General features: G+C 42.6%; 14 protein-coding genes. 3 read left to right on the forward strand and 11 right to left on the reverse strand.

Annotated elements, in window-relative coordinates:
• Positions 1-181 precede the first annotated feature (181 nt).
• The 3 genes from DYE48_RS15675 to DYE48_RS15685 form a co-directional block, all read right to left on the reverse strand.
• Complete coding sequence (locus tag DYE48_RS15675) at positions 182-2,092, reverse strand: LTA synthase family protein (protein WP_115824454.1); 1,911 nt, start codon at positions 2,090-2,092, stop codon at positions 182-184.
• 315 nt (positions 2,093-2,407) lie between these two features.
• The gene (locus tag DYE48_RS15680) at positions 2,408-4,027 is read right to left on the reverse strand and encodes an FAD-dependent monooxygenase (RefSeq protein ID WP_115824455.1); all 1,620 of its coding nucleotides are present in this window, start codon (positions 4,025-4,027) and stop codon (positions 2,408-2,410) included.
• A gap of 231 nt (positions 4,028-4,258) precedes the next feature.
• The gene (locus tag DYE48_RS15685) at positions 4,259-4,909 is read right to left on the reverse strand and encodes an SDR family oxidoreductase (RefSeq protein WP_115824456.1); all 651 of its coding nucleotides are present in this window, start codon (positions 4,907-4,909) and stop codon (positions 4,259-4,261) included.
• Between the two features lie 218 nt (positions 4,910-5,127).
• Here DYE48_RS15685 and DYE48_RS15690 point away from each other — a divergent pair, with 218 nt between their 5' ends.
• Entirely contained in the window at positions 5,128-5,850 is a 723-nt protein-coding gene (locus DYE48_RS15690) for a general stress protein (protein WP_115824457.1), read from the forward strand.
• A gap of 98 nt (positions 5,851-5,948) precedes the next feature.
• Positions 5,949-6,710: a sporulation protein gene (locus DYE48_RS15695; RefSeq protein WP_115824458.1), complete on the forward strand. Its 762-nt coding sequence runs from the start codon at positions 5,949-5,951 to the stop codon at positions 6,708-6,710.
• Positions 6,711-6,783: 73 nt separating this feature from the next.
• Here DYE48_RS15695 and DYE48_RS15700 read toward each other — a convergent pair whose 3' ends face one another.
• A complete protein-coding gene (locus tag DYE48_RS15700) occupies positions 6,784-7,173 on the reverse strand; it encodes a YbaN family protein (RefSeq protein ID WP_115824459.1) in 390 nt (129 codons plus the stop codon).
• A gap of 257 nt (positions 7,174-7,430) precedes the next feature.
• Between DYE48_RS15700 and DYE48_RS15705 the strand changes: the two genes are divergently transcribed.
• Positions 7,431-7,628 carry a hypothetical protein gene (locus DYE48_RS15705; RefSeq protein WP_115824460.1) on the forward strand — a complete coding sequence of 66 codons (198 nt, stop codon included), beginning with the start codon at positions 7,431-7,433 and terminating at the stop codon, positions 7,626-7,628.
• Between the two features lie 61 nt (positions 7,629-7,689).
• On the opposite strand, the gene DYE48_RS15710 is transcribed toward DYE48_RS15705, so the two are convergent.
• The 7 genes from DYE48_RS15710 to DYE48_RS15740 all read right to left on the reverse strand — a co-directional run bounded on the left by DYE48_RS15710 (position 7,690) and on the right by DYE48_RS15740 (position 15,637).
• Positions 7,690-8,208 carry a YehS family protein gene (locus tag DYE48_RS15710; RefSeq protein ID WP_115824461.1) on the reverse strand — a complete coding sequence of 173 codons (519 nt, stop codon included), beginning with the start codon at positions 8,206-8,208 and terminating at the stop codon, positions 7,690-7,692.
• Positions 8,209-8,482: 274 nt separating this feature from the next.
• Entirely contained in the window at positions 8,483-10,129 is a 1,647-nt protein-coding gene (locus DYE48_RS15715; RefSeq protein ID WP_115824462.1) for an alpha-glucosidase, read from the reverse strand.
• A 16-nt stretch (positions 10,130-10,145) separates the two neighbouring features.
• Entirely contained in the window at positions 10,146-10,970 is an 825-nt protein-coding gene (locus DYE48_RS15720; protein ID WP_115824463.1) for a carbohydrate ABC transporter permease, read from the reverse strand.
• A complete protein-coding gene (locus tag DYE48_RS15725) occupies positions 10,971-11,831 on the reverse strand; it encodes a carbohydrate ABC transporter permease (protein WP_115824464.1) in 861 nt (286 codons plus the stop codon). It abuts the gene before it with no gap.
• 79 nt (positions 11,832-11,910) lie between these two features.
• On the reverse strand, positions 11,911-13,188 hold the full coding sequence (locus DYE48_RS15730) for an ABC transporter substrate-binding protein (protein WP_115824465.1): 1,278 nt from the start codon (positions 13,186-13,188) through the stop codon (positions 11,911-11,913).
• A 227-nt stretch (positions 13,189-13,415) separates the two neighbouring features.
• On the reverse strand, positions 13,416-14,408 hold the full coding sequence (locus DYE48_RS15735) for a LacI family DNA-binding transcriptional regulator (protein WP_115824466.1): 993 nt from the start codon (positions 14,406-14,408) through the stop codon (positions 13,416-13,418).
• Positions 14,409-14,581: 173 nt separating this feature from the next.
• Positions 14,582-15,637: a galactitol-1-phosphate 5-dehydrogenase gene (locus DYE48_RS15740; RefSeq protein ID WP_115824467.1), complete on the reverse strand. Its 1,056-nt coding sequence runs from the start codon at positions 15,635-15,637 to the stop codon at positions 14,582-14,584.
• Between the last annotated feature and the right edge of the window lie 14 nt (positions 15,638-15,651).

Genomic DNA, 15,651 nt, shown 5'->3' on the forward strand with positions numbered 1-15,651 from the left:
GCTCCCCCACAGGAAAGCGAGTGGCTTCCCAACCACCCCTGACGCCCAACACGGCAACAAACCCCGAAAACATCTCGAAACTGAGTCTTCCAGTATAGGGAGCTTATATGTAAGAGGAATAGTTTTGTTTAAAATAAAAAAGCTTGCAGAGAAACAGGACGTTCCTCTGCAAGCTGGTGATTTATTTCTTATCTTTTGAAGAATCCTTTTCTTCAATCATTTCAATCTCATCAAGGTAACGAAGTAAATCTCCGTACACGACGGAATCAGATAAGGCAAGCTCTTCTTCTGCCTGCTTGAAACCTGGCGCACAGGCCTCTCCTTCTACGGGTTCCCCTGATTCTCTGTCATAACAGTTTCCATTCACACCGACATACTTTTCATTGGCGAAGTTTCCATCTCGTGTGATCATCATTTCTCGACGATCTTTACTGAAGAGGTCCTGTCCGAATTGAACAGGGTTTTCATCTTCAACGCCTAGAAGGTTCATAAGCGTCGGGCGTAAATCGACCTGCCCACCAACGGTGTCGTTTTCCTGCGGCTCAATGCCTTCTCCTAGAACAAGGAGTGGCACACGCTGAAGTTGGAACTGTTCGTATTCATTGATGTCTTTATCGAGATACTCTCCCATCGCTTGCTTGTGGTTTTCGGAAATACCGAAGTGGTCCCCATAGATGACGAGAATTGTATCATCATAAAGATCAGATTTTTTGAATTCCTCGACGAACTGTTTCAATGCTTCGTCCTGATAGCGAATCGTCTGGAAGTAACGGTTCAAGGTTTCACTGGACGTATTTCCTTCTTCGATGAATTTCTTATCTTCAGGCAATGTGAACGGATGGTGGTTCGTCAGCGTGATCATTTTATTGTAGAAAGGCTGCTCCATCTGTTCCATTTTATCCAATGAGTCACTGAAGAAATACTCATCCAGGTAGCCCCAACCATAAGACTTCTCTTCGGTCACATTGTAATCTTTTTTAGAATAGTACTCATCATAACCGAGAGAATCATACATGACGTTACGGTTCCAGAATGTTTCATCATTGGCGTGCATCGTTGAGGAGAAGTATCCTTTTTCACCCAGCACTTCAGGAGTCGCTTGATATTCGTTTCCTGAATGGGTAAAGAAGGCCGCCCCACGGTTCAGTCCATACAATGAATTATCAAGTAAGAATTCAGAGTCGGACGTACGCCCTTGTTTGACTTGATGGTAGAAATTGCTGAAGTAAGCCCCTTCTTCTTTCAGATCATTAAAATAAGGAGTCAACTCTTTCCCGTTCACCGTATTATCGACAACAAAGGTCTGCGTACTCTCAAGAGACAAAGCAATAACGTTTTTCCCTTCCGCCACGCCTGTCATCTTACTGTTCGGTTCTGTTTTTTGTTCATTAATATAGTTCAAGACAGGTGACAATTCATTACTATCGGCAAACGTCTTTTTCGCCTCTGTCTGACCTTGCAAGACGATATCATATGCGTGGAAGTTGAGAACACCGATATATTTCACGAGCATGTTGCGGTCAAAGGCACGCTCCAACAGTTCCGTACGTTCCGTCGTCGCCCAGCCTAAGTTCACGAGGAACAGAGGAATCGCGATGACAGCCAAAATCAAGCCTTCTTTTCGTTTCGGCATAAAGCTTTGGAAGCGTTCCGGTTTTAAATAGAATAGTAGAAACGCAGCAATCAATACATCGACGAACAAGAAAATGTCTGTCACAGATAGAATTTTAGTGATACTTCCACCCATACCAGCCAAGTTCGCGGCTTGCCCTAACATCGGAATCGTCAGGAAGTCACTGTATTCCCTGTAGAACAGAACGTTTACATATAATAGAAGGGATCCGAATATATACGTGGCCAACATCCCTTTTCGACCTGCCAGCATAATCCCCACTCCGAATAAGAGGAAAATACTGCTCAATGGGTTAAAAGCTAAAATAGCCGCTTCATTGGCGTTTTCAATATCAAGCGTAAAAATACCGCCTTGAATGAAGTACATCTTCGCCCAGAAGATCGCCATTACTGCAGCGTAAATCATACTTTTCTTCTTAAACGCGGGGTCTTTCATTTTCATTTTTAATTTTGAAAACATGATCAAACCTCCGTTGATTTAACCTTTATCTAATTTTTTATCAGTCTTTCCATCATTAAGTCTCGTATACTATCATTTTTTCAAATGCGTGTAAATGACGACGAAACTTATCATAACACATGTTTGATAGAAATATCCCATTATCATAAAACTGTTAAACTCATTTAAAGAGATGACATAACCGTTACATAGAAGTTAAAAAACAGACAAAAAATCCCACCAACAGTTAAGAACTTCAGATGGGATTTCCTAATAAATTCTTATAAATGCATATACAATTATGAAGAAGCTTTCTTCATAATGCTTTCCTCTCCACTAACTAAAAAACTGTCTTACTTTTTCCAGAGTCTTTTCAAGGTAGGAAGATGATTCATGAAAAGCCACATGACCATCAGGACGGATGAAGAGGGTATGTCCTTTCTTCATGCCAAGCTTATTGCCCAGATGCCGGTGCACGTCGTAAATAACTGGAAGCTCATCACCATTTGTTCTCACCGTCCCACCTTTAGCAACGAGGAAAACCTTGATAAGTCCGGCATACGTTTCGTCGATCTTTTTGGAAAAATCATACGCTTCTTCAATCAATGACTTTTCCTGTGCATCTATATAGATGAAGCAGACATATCCATACGTCCGGATCAAAGGGTACATACTTTTATCGTTGGAACCATCAAATAATAAAAGATGATCAGGCACCCGCTCACCTGCTCGGATCGCTTCCTTAGAAAGAGAAGAGTCTTGTATGGATTTGTTTTTGGAGGTCTCTTCATATTCGTTGTAAATATTGGAAAAATGATTGGCAATCTTTTTTTGAACCCAGTCCTGCGTCAATGCTGCTTTTCCCGTCCAGTTCCGTATTTTCCCTTGGGCACCTTGAAGGTCGATGATTTTAAGCATGCGCGACGTTTCTTTCAGTACATCCAATCCGATCGGTGCTCGTTCGTGATCGTAGCTGTCAAGGAAAGAATCCTCTGCATGGCCTTTAAGAACGACATCCAGCTTCCAGACGATGTTGGCTGCATCCTGCAAACCAAGATTCATCCCCTGCCCACCAATCGGATTATGGATATGTGCTGCATCCCCAACGAAAAACACATGCCCCTTCTTGTAGTTGGGCACCTGCCGATGGGCGGTTCCAAAGTAAGAGAGCCATTTAGGATTTTCTACTTGGTAAGGCTCTGACAAAACCGTATTCAAACTTTCTTGCAAATCCTCCAAAGACAATTCATCTTTATGAGGCAGCTCTTGTTTGGCTCGATTCATTCCCACAACCCGGTAACTGCCGTCCTTATATGGAAAGAAAGCGACAGCTCCCCGGTCATTCAGGTGCATGTTAATATAAATTTCGTTTAGGGCAGGAACATCAACGTCCCCGAGGAAAAACGTGTACCCTTCATCTTCTCCTTCAAAAGGCACATTCAAATCCTGACGAACTTTACTATGAGCACCATCACATGCAAGAAGGTATTTGGTGACATATCTCTTAAGCTCTCCATTATGTTTCGCTGTGACATACGCCCCCTCGTCAGTTTCCATCACTTCCACCACTTCGTGTCCCCTGTTGACACTCCCTCCTAATGAGGAAAGATGGTCTTCTAATATACTTTCGGTCTCACTCTGAGGAATAATCAGTAGGTACGGATATTGACTATTGATATGATAGAGTTCCACCACAGAAGGATTTTCCCCTCCGAGATGCAGTTTAGAACCAGGTCCCGGATAGCCTTTTTTCAAAAATTCCTGATGAACGCCTAAGAGTTCAAATATTTCAAGCGTTCTCGCCTGGATGCCGAGAGCTTTTGAGAGCTCTGAAGGACTAGATCTCTGCTCCAGGCAGATAAAATCCATGTCCCGTTTTTGCAACTCATTGGCAGCCATCAGTCCAGCCGGCCCTGCTCCAATAATCAGAACATCGGTTTCAATGACAGAAGTCATCCCTTACTCCCCTTTCAATCTTATCTTCTGCACAACATGAAACAAAGAATGGCTTTACGATAAAAATAGATTCTCATTTACCTTACCCTTCTCCCTCTTACTCAACCATGTACAGACACATCCCGAAGCTGATTTGTGCACTGAAACTAGGGATCATTCCTGGTCCACTTTTTACACATAAAAAAGCAGCCTGCATGATATCAGGCTGCTTTTTTAACTCATCTATTTATTTTACAGGGAGTTGATCGCTTCTTTTACCGATTTCGTCCCACCTACAACCTGAAACTCTTTTCCAATCGTTGACTCATTCTCCAATGTAGACAGGATCACGCGAGCTACATCTTCTCGAGGAATTTCGCCTCTTTCGACGGTTTCAGCAGCCTCGACGTTCCCGCTTCCCTCATCATTGGTAAGCATACCAGGATGAATGATCGTATAATTTAAGTCCGTTCTTCTCAGCCAATCATCCGCATAGTGTTTCGCTACGACATAGGGAGCGAACGACGAAGGGGCCTCTTGAATCGCTTCACGTGTCGTATCAAAGGAACTAATCATGATGTAGCGGTCCACACCTTTTAGTTTTGCTGCTTCTATCGTTTTCACTGCGGCATCCAGGTCGATCAGAACGGTCTTATCCGGTCCTGTATTCGGTCCGGAACCAGCCGTGAATACGACTGCATCCACACCATTATAGGCTTCGGCTATTGTGTCGGTATCATCCTCAAGATCCACCAAGACCGTTTCTGCCCCGAGTTCCTTGAAGTAAGAAGCTTGTTCTTCCTTGCGGATCATAGCTTTGGCTTCCATCCCATCCGTTTCTTGAATAAACTTGACGAGATGTTTCCCTACTTGACCATTTGCACCTACAACGAGTACTTTCATTTTCTTCATCCTTTCTATGCCTCTCGATTAATTGATTCTTATTCCTACCTTAAATGTTACCCAAACCAAAAGAAAGAAAACCAACTTGCGCTTCGCAAACGGAATCTCCCCACTATTTTTCAGAAGCGCAACTAAGAGACTATTTTATCCAGAGAAAGGTTACAGATGGCGAGAACGGGTATGAGCTTACTAACGGAAATTAAAGGAGGATACTTATAATGGATAGAAGAATCATAGGCGGTGTTTTTTCAAAAGTCGGACATGCAGAAAAAGCGATTACGGATTTACAGCATCACGGATATGGGTCGAACGACATCTCTGTTTTTGCAAGAGACAAAAGCAAAGTGAACGTGCTTGAGGAAGAAATGGATACATCGGTCACATCCAATAAAGGCGGCCGAGGCAAGAATGCTGGAAAAGGAGCAGGACTCGGGGCCCTATCTGGAGGTGCCTTAGGCGGTATTGGTGGATTAATTGCAGGATTGGGACTTCTCGCCATTCCTGGAATCGGACAGATTGCTGCCGCAGGCCCCATTGCTGCCGCTCTTACGGGGGCAGGCGTAGGCGCTGGCGGTGGTGGAATCGTCGGTGCGCTTGTTGGAGCAGGCATGTCCGAGAAAGATGCCCATCAGTACGAGAACCATTTGAAAGATGGAAAAATTATTGTCATCGTTGAAGCGACTGAAAAATTACAAGACAAAGTTTACCGTACGTTCCTTTCCAATAAGACGGAAAACTCATCCATGTACCCGAATCATTATCAGAATCATGATCACTCTACTCGTCACGATTCCGTTTCAAGAGACCATGACCATCAAAGTAAAACAGATGTAGTGAAAGAAAAATCGTATGCCAGCCATTCATCTAAGGATTCTACACCTAACTCAAACGAAACGCGTTCGCGAACGGCCGAAAGACACCGTTCCACCAAACACACCTGACTCGCAGCTTAAGCATTCGTATAAAAAGATTTTCTCATTAGAAAGTTGAACCTTTTCCTTCTGTTCTTTCGTATAATCAAAAGAAGGAGGAGATCCGCATGTTCAAAAAATTATTAGCGAGTGTAGGCGTAGGCGCTGCCAAAGTGGATACACAATTAGAAAAAGACCAATTCATCCCAGGTGAAACCGTCCACGGAAAAGTGGTCATCCAGGGAGGAGACGTTGAACAATCCATCGACTCCATCCATATCTTTCTCATGACCGAAGCCATCCGTGAAGTGGATGATAAGAAAGTGAAAGAAAAAGTGGCATTACAAAAGTACCCGATCGCCGATCAAGAGACCATTAAGGAAGGCGAGACGAAAGAAATCCCATTCTCTATCCACCTTCCTTATCACGTCCCCGCTTCGCACGGGAGACTTCCGATTTGGTTCGAAACAGGCCTCGACATCCCGATGGCATTGGACCCGGAGGACCGCGATCCGATTAAAATCGCCCCCCATCCATACATCGACCAAGTGCTGCAAGCTTTAGAAAGCCATCTAGGTTTTCATTTAAGAAAAGTCGAAATGGAATACTCCAAGCGCTACGGATATGTACAGGAATTTGAATTCGCCCCTGGTGGAGAATACCGTTCCTATTTGGATGAACTGGAAGCCATTTTCTTCCTACATGAAGACCGCATCGATGTGATGCTTGAAGTCGATCGCCGGGCACGTGGACTCGGAGGATTGTTTGCCGAAGCTTTGGAAATGGACGAAAGCCGTGCAAAAGTGTCGTTCACTGATCGGGAGCTGAACGGTTCATTAGAGACAGTAGCCCGTAAGTTGCAGCAAACCATAGATCAATATAAAAAGTAAAAAAAGCGGATCCTCTCCATTCTTCGGTGAGGGTCCGCTTTTATAGTTTCATTGATCAAGACAGAGCAAGCCTTTAAGGCTGTTGCTTTTCAGGGTGGTATGTTTTTGTTCTAAGAATGAGGACCGTGAAGAAGACTCCGCCAAAGATGAAACCAGCTCTCAACAACGGATGGGATGTGATATAAAAAGCTGAAAACAGAAAGGAAAACCAGATCATGATGAGCAGCGAAACCTTCGCCCGAAATGGAATACCGCGGCCAGCTTTGTAATTTTTGATATAAGACCCGAACCACTTATTCGACATGAGCCAGTTATACAAACGATCCGAACTCCGTACGTAACAAGCTCCCGTCAAAAGTAAAAAGGGGGTCGTGGGAAGAAGTGGAAGCACGATTCCCAACACGCCCAGAACCAGGGATATGCTTCCAATTATAATGAGTAATACTCTTTTCACTTGCTTCATAGATAAACTCCTTAACGCATCGTTACTCCTTTAAACTCCCCTAAAATCCCCACTGGTCATGATTGCTCGGGCAGCAAAGGCTCTTTTCCTTCTTTTCAGCTTACTCTACATTCTGCTCGTTGTTCAACCAATTAAATTCCATTACTGCTATTGATAACGTTTAGAAATAAATGCAGCAGGGAATTTGATACTTGCTTGTCACCGCTTATTACACAGAATAATTCTTTAAAAAGTAAGTACATAAGGAGGACCTGAACATGGTCGTATCTGGAAAGATTCATTATAAACATCACCAGATTGATTTTGAAGTAAGGATGAACCATGAGGACATAACAGAAGGCGAAATTGCCTCTGAAGAAGCAAAGCACGAACTTATCCATGCCATCAACCGCAAATTCCGAGTCAAATATCCACTCTCAAGTACCATCGACCCCGTTCATGTGCGTACGTTTTAGTCCATCTCTTTCAATGATTCTGAAAAAAGAGGTCAACCAGCGAATGGTTTGACCTCTTTTTTTAACCCCTATATTTGATCGTTAAACCTTTTAAGAAGTTTCTGGCGTATTGATCACCGAACTGTCTATAATTTTTGTGACCTTCTTTTCTCAATAAGCCACTCAATTCCCCTTTAGTGATCTTCACGTCCGCTGCATTCAAAATATCAATGACATCCTCGTTCGTCAGCTTCAGTGCGATTTTCACTTTTTTCAACATGACATTATTTACACTGGAATAATTCTTGATCGAACGATCGGGTTTATTCGGTTGACCAGGCTTAGACGGCTGAGGCCCTCGCTTGAATGTAATGAATCCATTCAAGAAGGACTCCAGCATGCTGTTCGTACATTTGATATGATCTTCGTCTTCATAGGCTTCATCGTCATACTCTTCATCTTCGCTGTCTGACTTTGTGAGAACCTTTTGAACTTCTTCCTTCGTCATATCGACTCCGCCCAGCTTGAAAATTTCAATCATATCTTGATCTTTGATATCGAGGGCGTAGCGTAATCGAATCAGTATATCATTATTATCCATATATAAACCTCCAAACTATAGCCTTCACACTACAGTAATTTCAGAAAAACTTTCAAGTCCTAATCATAACATGTTCTACTAAAAGTTAGTGTAACCGAACGGGATAAGTTCTAAGCGAATGATGGGTTAAATATCCACTGCTGGAGGTAAAAGAGTGGCTTCTAATGAAATGCATTGCAAGAAACATCCCTAACTTTCTTCTCTTCCATTAAAAGAGGGCCCTCCAATTTAATAGAAGAGCCTCCTTTGTTTACCTTAAAAATTCATCTAACCCTTACTCAATCTTATACACCCTTGCTTCAAACGGTTGTAAAAGAGAGGATTCGCAGGGGTCAGCGTAATTACATAAAAGCACTTGATTCGCTGCAAACTCATCCGACCAGTTAAAAAAGGCCCTTTCAGATGATAAATTAGCTAAAATCATGTACTTCCCTTCTTCACCCGAACGAATATAGCTGAAAATCTGATCATGTTCCTCTAAAAAAGGGGTATAGTCTCCATAAATAAGTACCTTTTCCTGCTTCCGTATTTGAATCATTTTTTTATAGTAATAGAAAATGGAATCGCGATTATTTTGCTCCGCAACAACGTTGATTTCTCTGAAATTCGGGTTCACTTTTAACCAAGGTTTCCCTGTAGTAAACCCAGCTGAATCCTCGGCGGACCATTGCATAGGGGTACGGGAATTATCCCTTCCCGTTCTCCATATGACGGGCATCACTTCCTCATGAGGTACTCCTCTCTCCGATTCCTTCTTATAAAAATTTCTGATGGCTACATCATCATAATCTTCTATGGAGGGGAACTGGACATTCGTCATCCCTATTTCCTGACCTTGATAAATGAAAGGGGTTCCTTGCATAAAGAAGTAAAGAGTAGCCAGACATTTACTTGATTCCACTCGATACAGACCATCGTCTCCGAGGATGGAAACGGTTCTTGGAAGGTCGTGATTTTCCAAAAACAAAGCATTCCATCCTTTCCCATTCAAAGAGGTTTGCCATTTAGTGAAGATTTCTTTTAATTCATGGATGTCCACCTTTTCCTTGCTTCTCTCCCAAAGTCCTACATGCTCGAACTGGAAGATCATATTGAACTTTCCATCTTTTTCACCAACCCACTGATCCGCTTCTTCTACGCTGACCCCATTTGCTTCTCCAACTGTCATGATGTCATAGTTAGAGAAAGTCTCCTTCACGAGTTCATCCAGGAAGGTTTGGATGCCTTCCCTATTTCGGTGACCCTCATGCGAAGGAACAAACGTGTGTCCTTCGATTTCAGGAAGATCAGGGTACCCAGGTACTTTCTTAATATGGGAAATGGCGTCAATTCGAAACCCGTCAATTCCCTTATCTAACCACCAGTTCACCATGTTGTACAACTCTTGGCGTACCTTTGGATTTTCCCAGTTCAAATCAGGTTGTTTTTTAGAAAACACATGCATGTAATATTCTTCTGTCTTCTCATCGTATTCCCAAATCGACCCTTCGAAAATTGATGCCCAGTTATTAGGTTCCTTCCCATCTTTACCGGGGTGCCATATATAGTAATCTCGATACGGATTCTGCTTGGAAGACTTGGACTCCTGAAACCACCTATGCTCATCCGAAGTATGGTTAACGACTAAATCCATAATCAACTTCATACCCCTGTTATGAACTTCTCCCAAAAGTTCGTCAAAGTTTTCCATTGTACCGAACTCATCCATAATTTTTTGATAATCACTAATATCATAGCCGTTATCATCATTCGGAGATTGATAGACAGGAGACAGCCAAATGACATCAATCCCAAGATCCTGCAAATAATCCAGCTTACTTAAAACCCCCATCAAATCTCCCGTTCCATCTCCATTCGCATCCATAAAGCTTCGTGGATACACTTGATAGACAACCGCTTCTTTCCACCATTGCTTCTCCATCATTCTCCCCCTAGATCTATTTCACAGCGCCTTCCGAAACACCGTTGATGATTTGTTTTTGTGCAAAAAAGTAAAAAATGATAACCGGAATGACCGCAATACTAAGTCCCGCCAACGCTAGATGCCACTGTTTGGTGTACTGCCCGAAGAAGTAGAACATCTTCAACGGAATCGTAGCATTCGCTTCTCCAAGGACAAGAGAAGGTAATAAATAATCATTCCAAATCCAAATCACATTCAAAATGGCGACTGTAACTGAAATCGGTTTCAGCAAAGGGAAAATCACATACCAGAACAACTGGAAACGATTCGCTCCATCAATAATCGCCGCTTCGTCCAACGCTTTCGGGATACCCGTTAAGGCTCCGTGGTACAAGAAGATGGACAAGCTGCATCCAAACCCGAGGTACATAAAAATAAGTCCGGACGCATTCAACATATTCACGGATCCAAACATGGAAATCAAAGGGATCATTACGGACTGGAAAGGAATTAACATAGCCGCTACGAATACAAAGAAAAATACACCACTCAACTTACTTTTGTTTCGATTCAACGCATAGGCAGCCATTGAAGAAAATAAAATGATGACTACTATACTCAACGTTGAAATGAGAATCGAATTGAACAATGATTTCAGGAAAGTAAGCTCCGCAAAAGCTTGAATGAAATTTTCGATGGTAAACGTTTCAGGCAGGCCTAGTACACCGCTGAAAATTTCTCTTTTCGTCTTGAATGCATTGACGATCATCAAATAAAAAGGAGCAAGCCAAATCAAACCAAGGACGATACCGAACACTTCCAGGCCTAATAAGTTCCGACGCTCTTTATTTCTCCCCATTTACATTTCCACCTCTCGTTTCTTGTTGTAAAATACTTGCGTTAATGCAATGACAGCTACAATCAAGAAGAAAATAACGGCTTTTGCTTGTGCATAGGCCATTTCATTATCAGAAAAAGCCGTTCTCACAATTTCCATCGCCACCATCTGCGTCGAATTGAAAGGCCCTCCATTCGTTAAAGAAAGATTTTGATCATAGATTTTGAAGCCCATCGATAAGGTTAAAAACATACTTACAGTGAAGGCTGGTGCCACCAAGGGAAAAGTGATATTTTTGAAACGCTGGACACTGCTCGCCCCATCGATCTTAGCCGCTTCAATCAACTCTTTTGGAATATTTTCTAAGTAGGCAATATAGATAATCATGATATAGCCCGCCATTTGCCAAGCGGTCAAAATAACAAGGCCCCAAAATCCTGTACTTGTCGTAGACAGCCAACCTTGTAAAGCTTCCGACCCTATTCTATTTCCGATATCAGAAAAGACATTAATAAAAATAAACTGCCAGATGAATCCTAAAATCAACCCACCAATCAAGTTCGGCATGAAGAAGATCGTCCGAAGCCAGTTATTGGAGCGAATGCTTCTCGTGACTAACAACGCCAGCCCTAACCCCATAACATTTAATAAGAGGACGGTGACGACCGCAAATTTGACTGTAAACCAAATGGAATTTAAGAATTCGGCCTCCTGAAATAACTGTACATAGTTTTGAAAGCCTACGAAAGAATTCGCTACAAGCCCATTCCAATCCGTAAAAGAGAAGATAAATCCGTAAACAAACGGAACGACAACGACTAGTAAAAGACTTAAAACTACAGGACTAAGAAACAACCAAAACCAAGGACTCCGATTACTCATATTTCCCCTCCTCATTTTTAAAAAAAGAGGCTAACATCACAGATAAGTAGCGAATGTTAGCCGTTCTTTAAATCACCTTCTATTGGTCCATTTTCGTCCACTGTTGCTTCGAATCTTCGACAAGCTCATCCCATGTCATTTCTCCGTCAATATATTTCTGAACGTTCGATCCGACATAATCGCCCCAAGTACCAGGGTATCCAAGAAAGACCCATCCAGACGTTTGATCTTCAGAAGCGTATTGGTAGATCTCTTTGGACAATGGGTCAGAGATTTGGTCTGTATTATACCCCTCATAAGCAGGGATGAATTTGAACTCATTGAGCACGTAGTCCTTCCCTACATCGGATGTGTACATCCAATCAAGAAAGTCTTTAGCTGCTTGAACCGTTTCATCATCACTATTGTTATTGACCGCCCAGTAGTTTGGAACACCTACAGGAAGCTTGCCTTCCTCTCCATCTACCGGGATAGGAAGAATCCCCATCCCTTCTTTCGCAAAATCAGAATCCATCTGTTCCACTGATGGGTAAATCCAATTCCCTTGTTGAATAATGGCTACTTCCTGAAGGGAGAAATATTGTTCGACTTGTTGAGAATAATCCAAGCTTAACGTTGGTTGAATCGAATAATCATTTTGTAAATCGATCATGCGCTTGAATTCTTCATTTCTCTCAAATTGAACATCTTCCGCTTGGTATGCGTCCATCACGCTATGGTTGAATTCCGGGGCAAGAAAGACATTAGACAAGTGATTTCCCGGTACCCACTTCTCTTTCCCAGGGAAAGCGAAGACCGCCTCGATCCCTAGCTCATCCTTCTGGCTGTCCAGGGTTTCCACAGCCTGTTCCAAATCTTCATAAGTTAGTATTTCAGAAGGATCGATGCCAGCCTCTTTAAACATTGCTTTGTTGTAAATCAACCCATATCCTTCTTGGTTAAAAGGAAGACCATGCAATTCCCCGTCTTTCGTGACCGGGTTCAATGTTCCTTCTAAAGCTATGTCAGCAAGTTCCGTGTCCGAGAGGTCCGCTAAATATTCTTCGTAATTGGCAGCCTCCGTTGGGCCTGCAATACTAAAAATTTCTGGTTCATCCCCTGATGCAAACTTCGTCTTCAGTGATCCAGCATAGTCAGACCCTCCGCCGACACTCGTAATTTTAATGTCGACCTCTGGGTTTTCTTCTTCGTACTTCTCGGCGAGTTCTTCAAACTGATCATTGAACTCGACTTTCCCTTGGAAAATTTCAATTGTTGTCGCATCTTCAGAGCTTTCAGAAGAGGAAGCTCCAAAAGAACAACCAGCTAAAACCCCAGCAAACAAGACGGACACCCACGCAACACCTTTCTTTTTCATACCATCCACTCCTTTATGATATCGGTTTCATATATAAGCAAAAAAATATTACGTGAATCTAAATAAAAAAACCAAAGGTAACCATTCGCCACATGTGATATCGGTTTCATAAACGACTAAAATAAACGACTGCATCCACCTATTTGCTAGATCTTGCTATGCGCATCTTTATTAATTCGTATTATACACATATATGATAACGGTTTCAACAGTCATTTTTAAATTTTTTATGTGGAAGACCTAACGACTAATTCCACGGAAAGTTCTTGGTGCTTTTGTTCTAAAGGATGATTTTTCAGTAAGCGCAACAGCATACCTACTGATTCTGTCCCCATTTCCTTAATCGGTTGTCGGATCGTTGTTAATGCTGGATCGATCATTTCAGCAATCGGTTGGTCATCAAAGCCGATGACAGCTAGATCCTCCGGGATTTTCATACCAAGAGCCTTCGCTTCCATAAGCACGCCCGCTGCGATTTCGTCACTCCCTGTGAAAATAGCATCAGGTCTCTCCCTCATCTCTGCTATTTGTTTCATGACATGTTTGCCGTCTTCAATTGTATGTTTATTGACGAAAACCCATCCGGTATTGACATTGATATTATAGTCGTTCAACGCCTTTTGAAACCCTACGTTCCGATCCTTATCCTTTCCATCCTCAACGAATAAGCCACCGGTACAATAAGCAATCTTTCTATACCCACGATCAAGCAAGTGCTTCGTCCCTAAATAGGCTGCTTCCGCTTGGTCTACGCGAACCACCGGTAAATCAGACCGGCTCTTATATTCATTACAAAAGAGGATAGGGCCATATTCTGTATAGGATTCAATAACTTCCCTGTCGTTTTCAATGGATGTCATGATTAAACCATCCACTTGTTTCGTCTTCAATAAGTTCAAGAAATATAATTCTTTATCTTTCTTCTCATCACTTTGAAACATGAGTACCTGGTAATTATTCTCATAAGCTACCTGCTCCATGGCATCAACTAAATAGGAGAAAAAAGGATTGACAATCCGCGGCACAATCACTCCAATAGTGTTGGTCAATTGTCCCCGCAGCCTTCTCGCTGAAGGATTTGGTTGATAACCAAGCTCCTCCATCGCCTTGTATACCAGCTCACGTTTTTCCTTGGATATATAAGGATGATTATTGATGACGCGAGAGACTGTCGCTTTCGATAATCCTGTCTTCTCGGCTACATCTGAAATCGTCGCCATATCATTCACTCCATCGTGTTTATGAAATCAGTTTCATGTTCATCATATCTCATTATTCTAACAGGTTCAATGTTCTATAACAAAGATGTTACCTACAAATGATTTGCCTTTGTTCCTCTCTTGCTCTATAGATCAGAAAAAAGACCGCAGGAAGCGGTCTTTTTTCTATACATCTATTGATTTGAGTGGGGGTAAAACATCACTTTAATGAAAGAACCTTTCTGATTAATCAGACTTTCGAAAGTAGACGGCCCTTCTTCCAAAGATAATCGATGGGAAATCAGCGGCTGAATGTTCAGCTGTCCTGTTCTCATATAGTGTAAAGTGGAACTCCATTCTTTCCCTGGAAAAGGGGCGGAGATGGCATTCCAGGACCCAATGACCTTCAATTCATTACGGACAATCCTTTCAAAATAAAACCTTTCCATATCAACGTTTGCATAAGGGATGCCCATGTATAGCACTTCGCCTCCTTTTTTGGGAAGCGCCAGCACTTGTTCTGAAGTAACAGGAGAGCCTGCACATTCGACAGCTAGATCAACACCCAACTGGTCTGTCACATCTAACACCCTCTCATGAGGAAGGACGTCTTTTGGGTTGATGAGCACATCTGCTCCGACTTTTGCTGCTATTTCAAGTTTTTGATCATCAATGTCTATGGCAATTACTTGTTCAGCTCCGAAAATCTTCGCCCATTGCACGGCTAGAAGTCCTATGCTTCCACATCCCATGATGGCCACTTTGGCTCCCGGCTGGACACTTGTACGGTAAAATCCGTGGGCGACTACTGATGACGGTTCCACCATGGCAGCTGTATCATAGTCCACATGATCAGGAAGGGAAAGGACATGGCTTGCAGGAAGGGTTACGAATTCAGCATATGCCCCTGGGTGACGCGCTCCAATGAGGGTCAACCTCTCACATTGGGCCAAATCCCCTTTCATACAACTGTGGCATTCTCCACAATAGAATGTCGGACAACCTGCTACACGGTCCCCAGGTTTGATACCTTCCACGTTGCCTCCCGTTTCGACAACCTCACCGGAAAACTCATGTCCGAAAGTCATCCCTTCTACATAAGGTCCCAATTTCTTATACCTTGAAACATCAGAACCGCAAACACCTACAGCTTTCACTTTAATGACGACTTCATCTTCTTTTCTCACAACTGGATTTGGTTTTTCTTCGTACCGAATATCTTGTGCTCCATAAAGGTTCAAGGTCTTCATATGTCTCACCTTTT

It is taken from the genome of Halobacillus trueperi (assembly GCF_003386945.1).
In the GTDB taxonomy this organism is placed as follows: Bacteria; Bacillota; Bacilli; order Bacillales; family Halobacillaceae; genus Halobacillus; species Halobacillus aidingensis.

Bases quoted from the DNA above. Each gene is read 5' to 3' on its own strand.
- DYE48_RS15675 (WP_115824454.1), bottom strand. From the start codon at position 2,092: ATGTTTTCAAAATTAAAAATGAAAATGAAAGACCCCGCGTTTAAGAAG.
- DYE48_RS15680 (WP_115824455.1), bottom strand. From the start codon at position 4,027: ATGACTTCTGTCATTGAAACCGATGTTCTGATTATTGGAGCAGGGCCG.
- DYE48_RS15685 (WP_115824456.1), bottom strand. From the start codon at position 4,909: ATGAAAGTACTCGTTGTAGGTGCAAATGGTCAAGTAGGGAAACATCTC.
- DYE48_RS15690 (WP_115824457.1), top strand. From the start codon at position 5,128: ATGGATAGAAGAATCATAGGCGGTGTTTTTTCAAAAGTCGGACATGCA.
- DYE48_RS15695 (WP_115824458.1), top strand. From the start codon at position 5,949: ATGTTCAAAAAATTATTAGCGAGTGTAGGCGTAGGCGCTGCCAAAGTG.
- DYE48_RS15700 (WP_115824459.1), bottom strand. From the start codon at position 7,173: ATGAAGCAAGTGAAAAGAGTATTACTCATTATAATTGGAAGCATATCC.
- DYE48_RS15705 (WP_115824460.1), top strand. From the start codon at position 7,431: ATGGTCGTATCTGGAAAGATTCATTATAAACATCACCAGATTGATTTT.
- DYE48_RS15710 (WP_115824461.1), bottom strand. From the start codon at position 8,208: ATGGATAATAATGATATACTGATTCGATTACGCTACGCCCTCGATATC.
- DYE48_RS15715 (WP_115824462.1), bottom strand. From the start codon at position 10,129: ATGGAGAAGCAATGGTGGAAAGAAGCGGTTGTCTATCAAGTGTATCCA.
- DYE48_RS15720 (WP_115824463.1), bottom strand. From the start codon at position 10,970: ATGGGGAGAAATAAAGAGCGTCGGAACTTATTAGGCCTGGAAGTGTTC.
- DYE48_RS15725 (WP_115824464.1), bottom strand. From the start codon at position 11,831: ATGAGTAATCGGAGTCCTTGGTTTTGGTTGTTTCTTAGTCCTGTAGTT.
- DYE48_RS15730 (WP_115824465.1), bottom strand. From the start codon at position 13,188: ATGAAAAAGAAAGGTGTTGCGTGGGTGTCCGTCTTGTTTGCTGGGGTT.
- DYE48_RS15735 (WP_115824466.1), bottom strand. From the start codon at position 14,408: ATGGCGACGATTTCAGATGTAGCCGAGAAGACAGGATTATCGAAAGCG.
- DYE48_RS15740 (WP_115824467.1), bottom strand. From the start codon at position 15,637: ATGAAGACCTTGAACCTTTATGGAGCACAAGATATTCGGTACGAAGAA.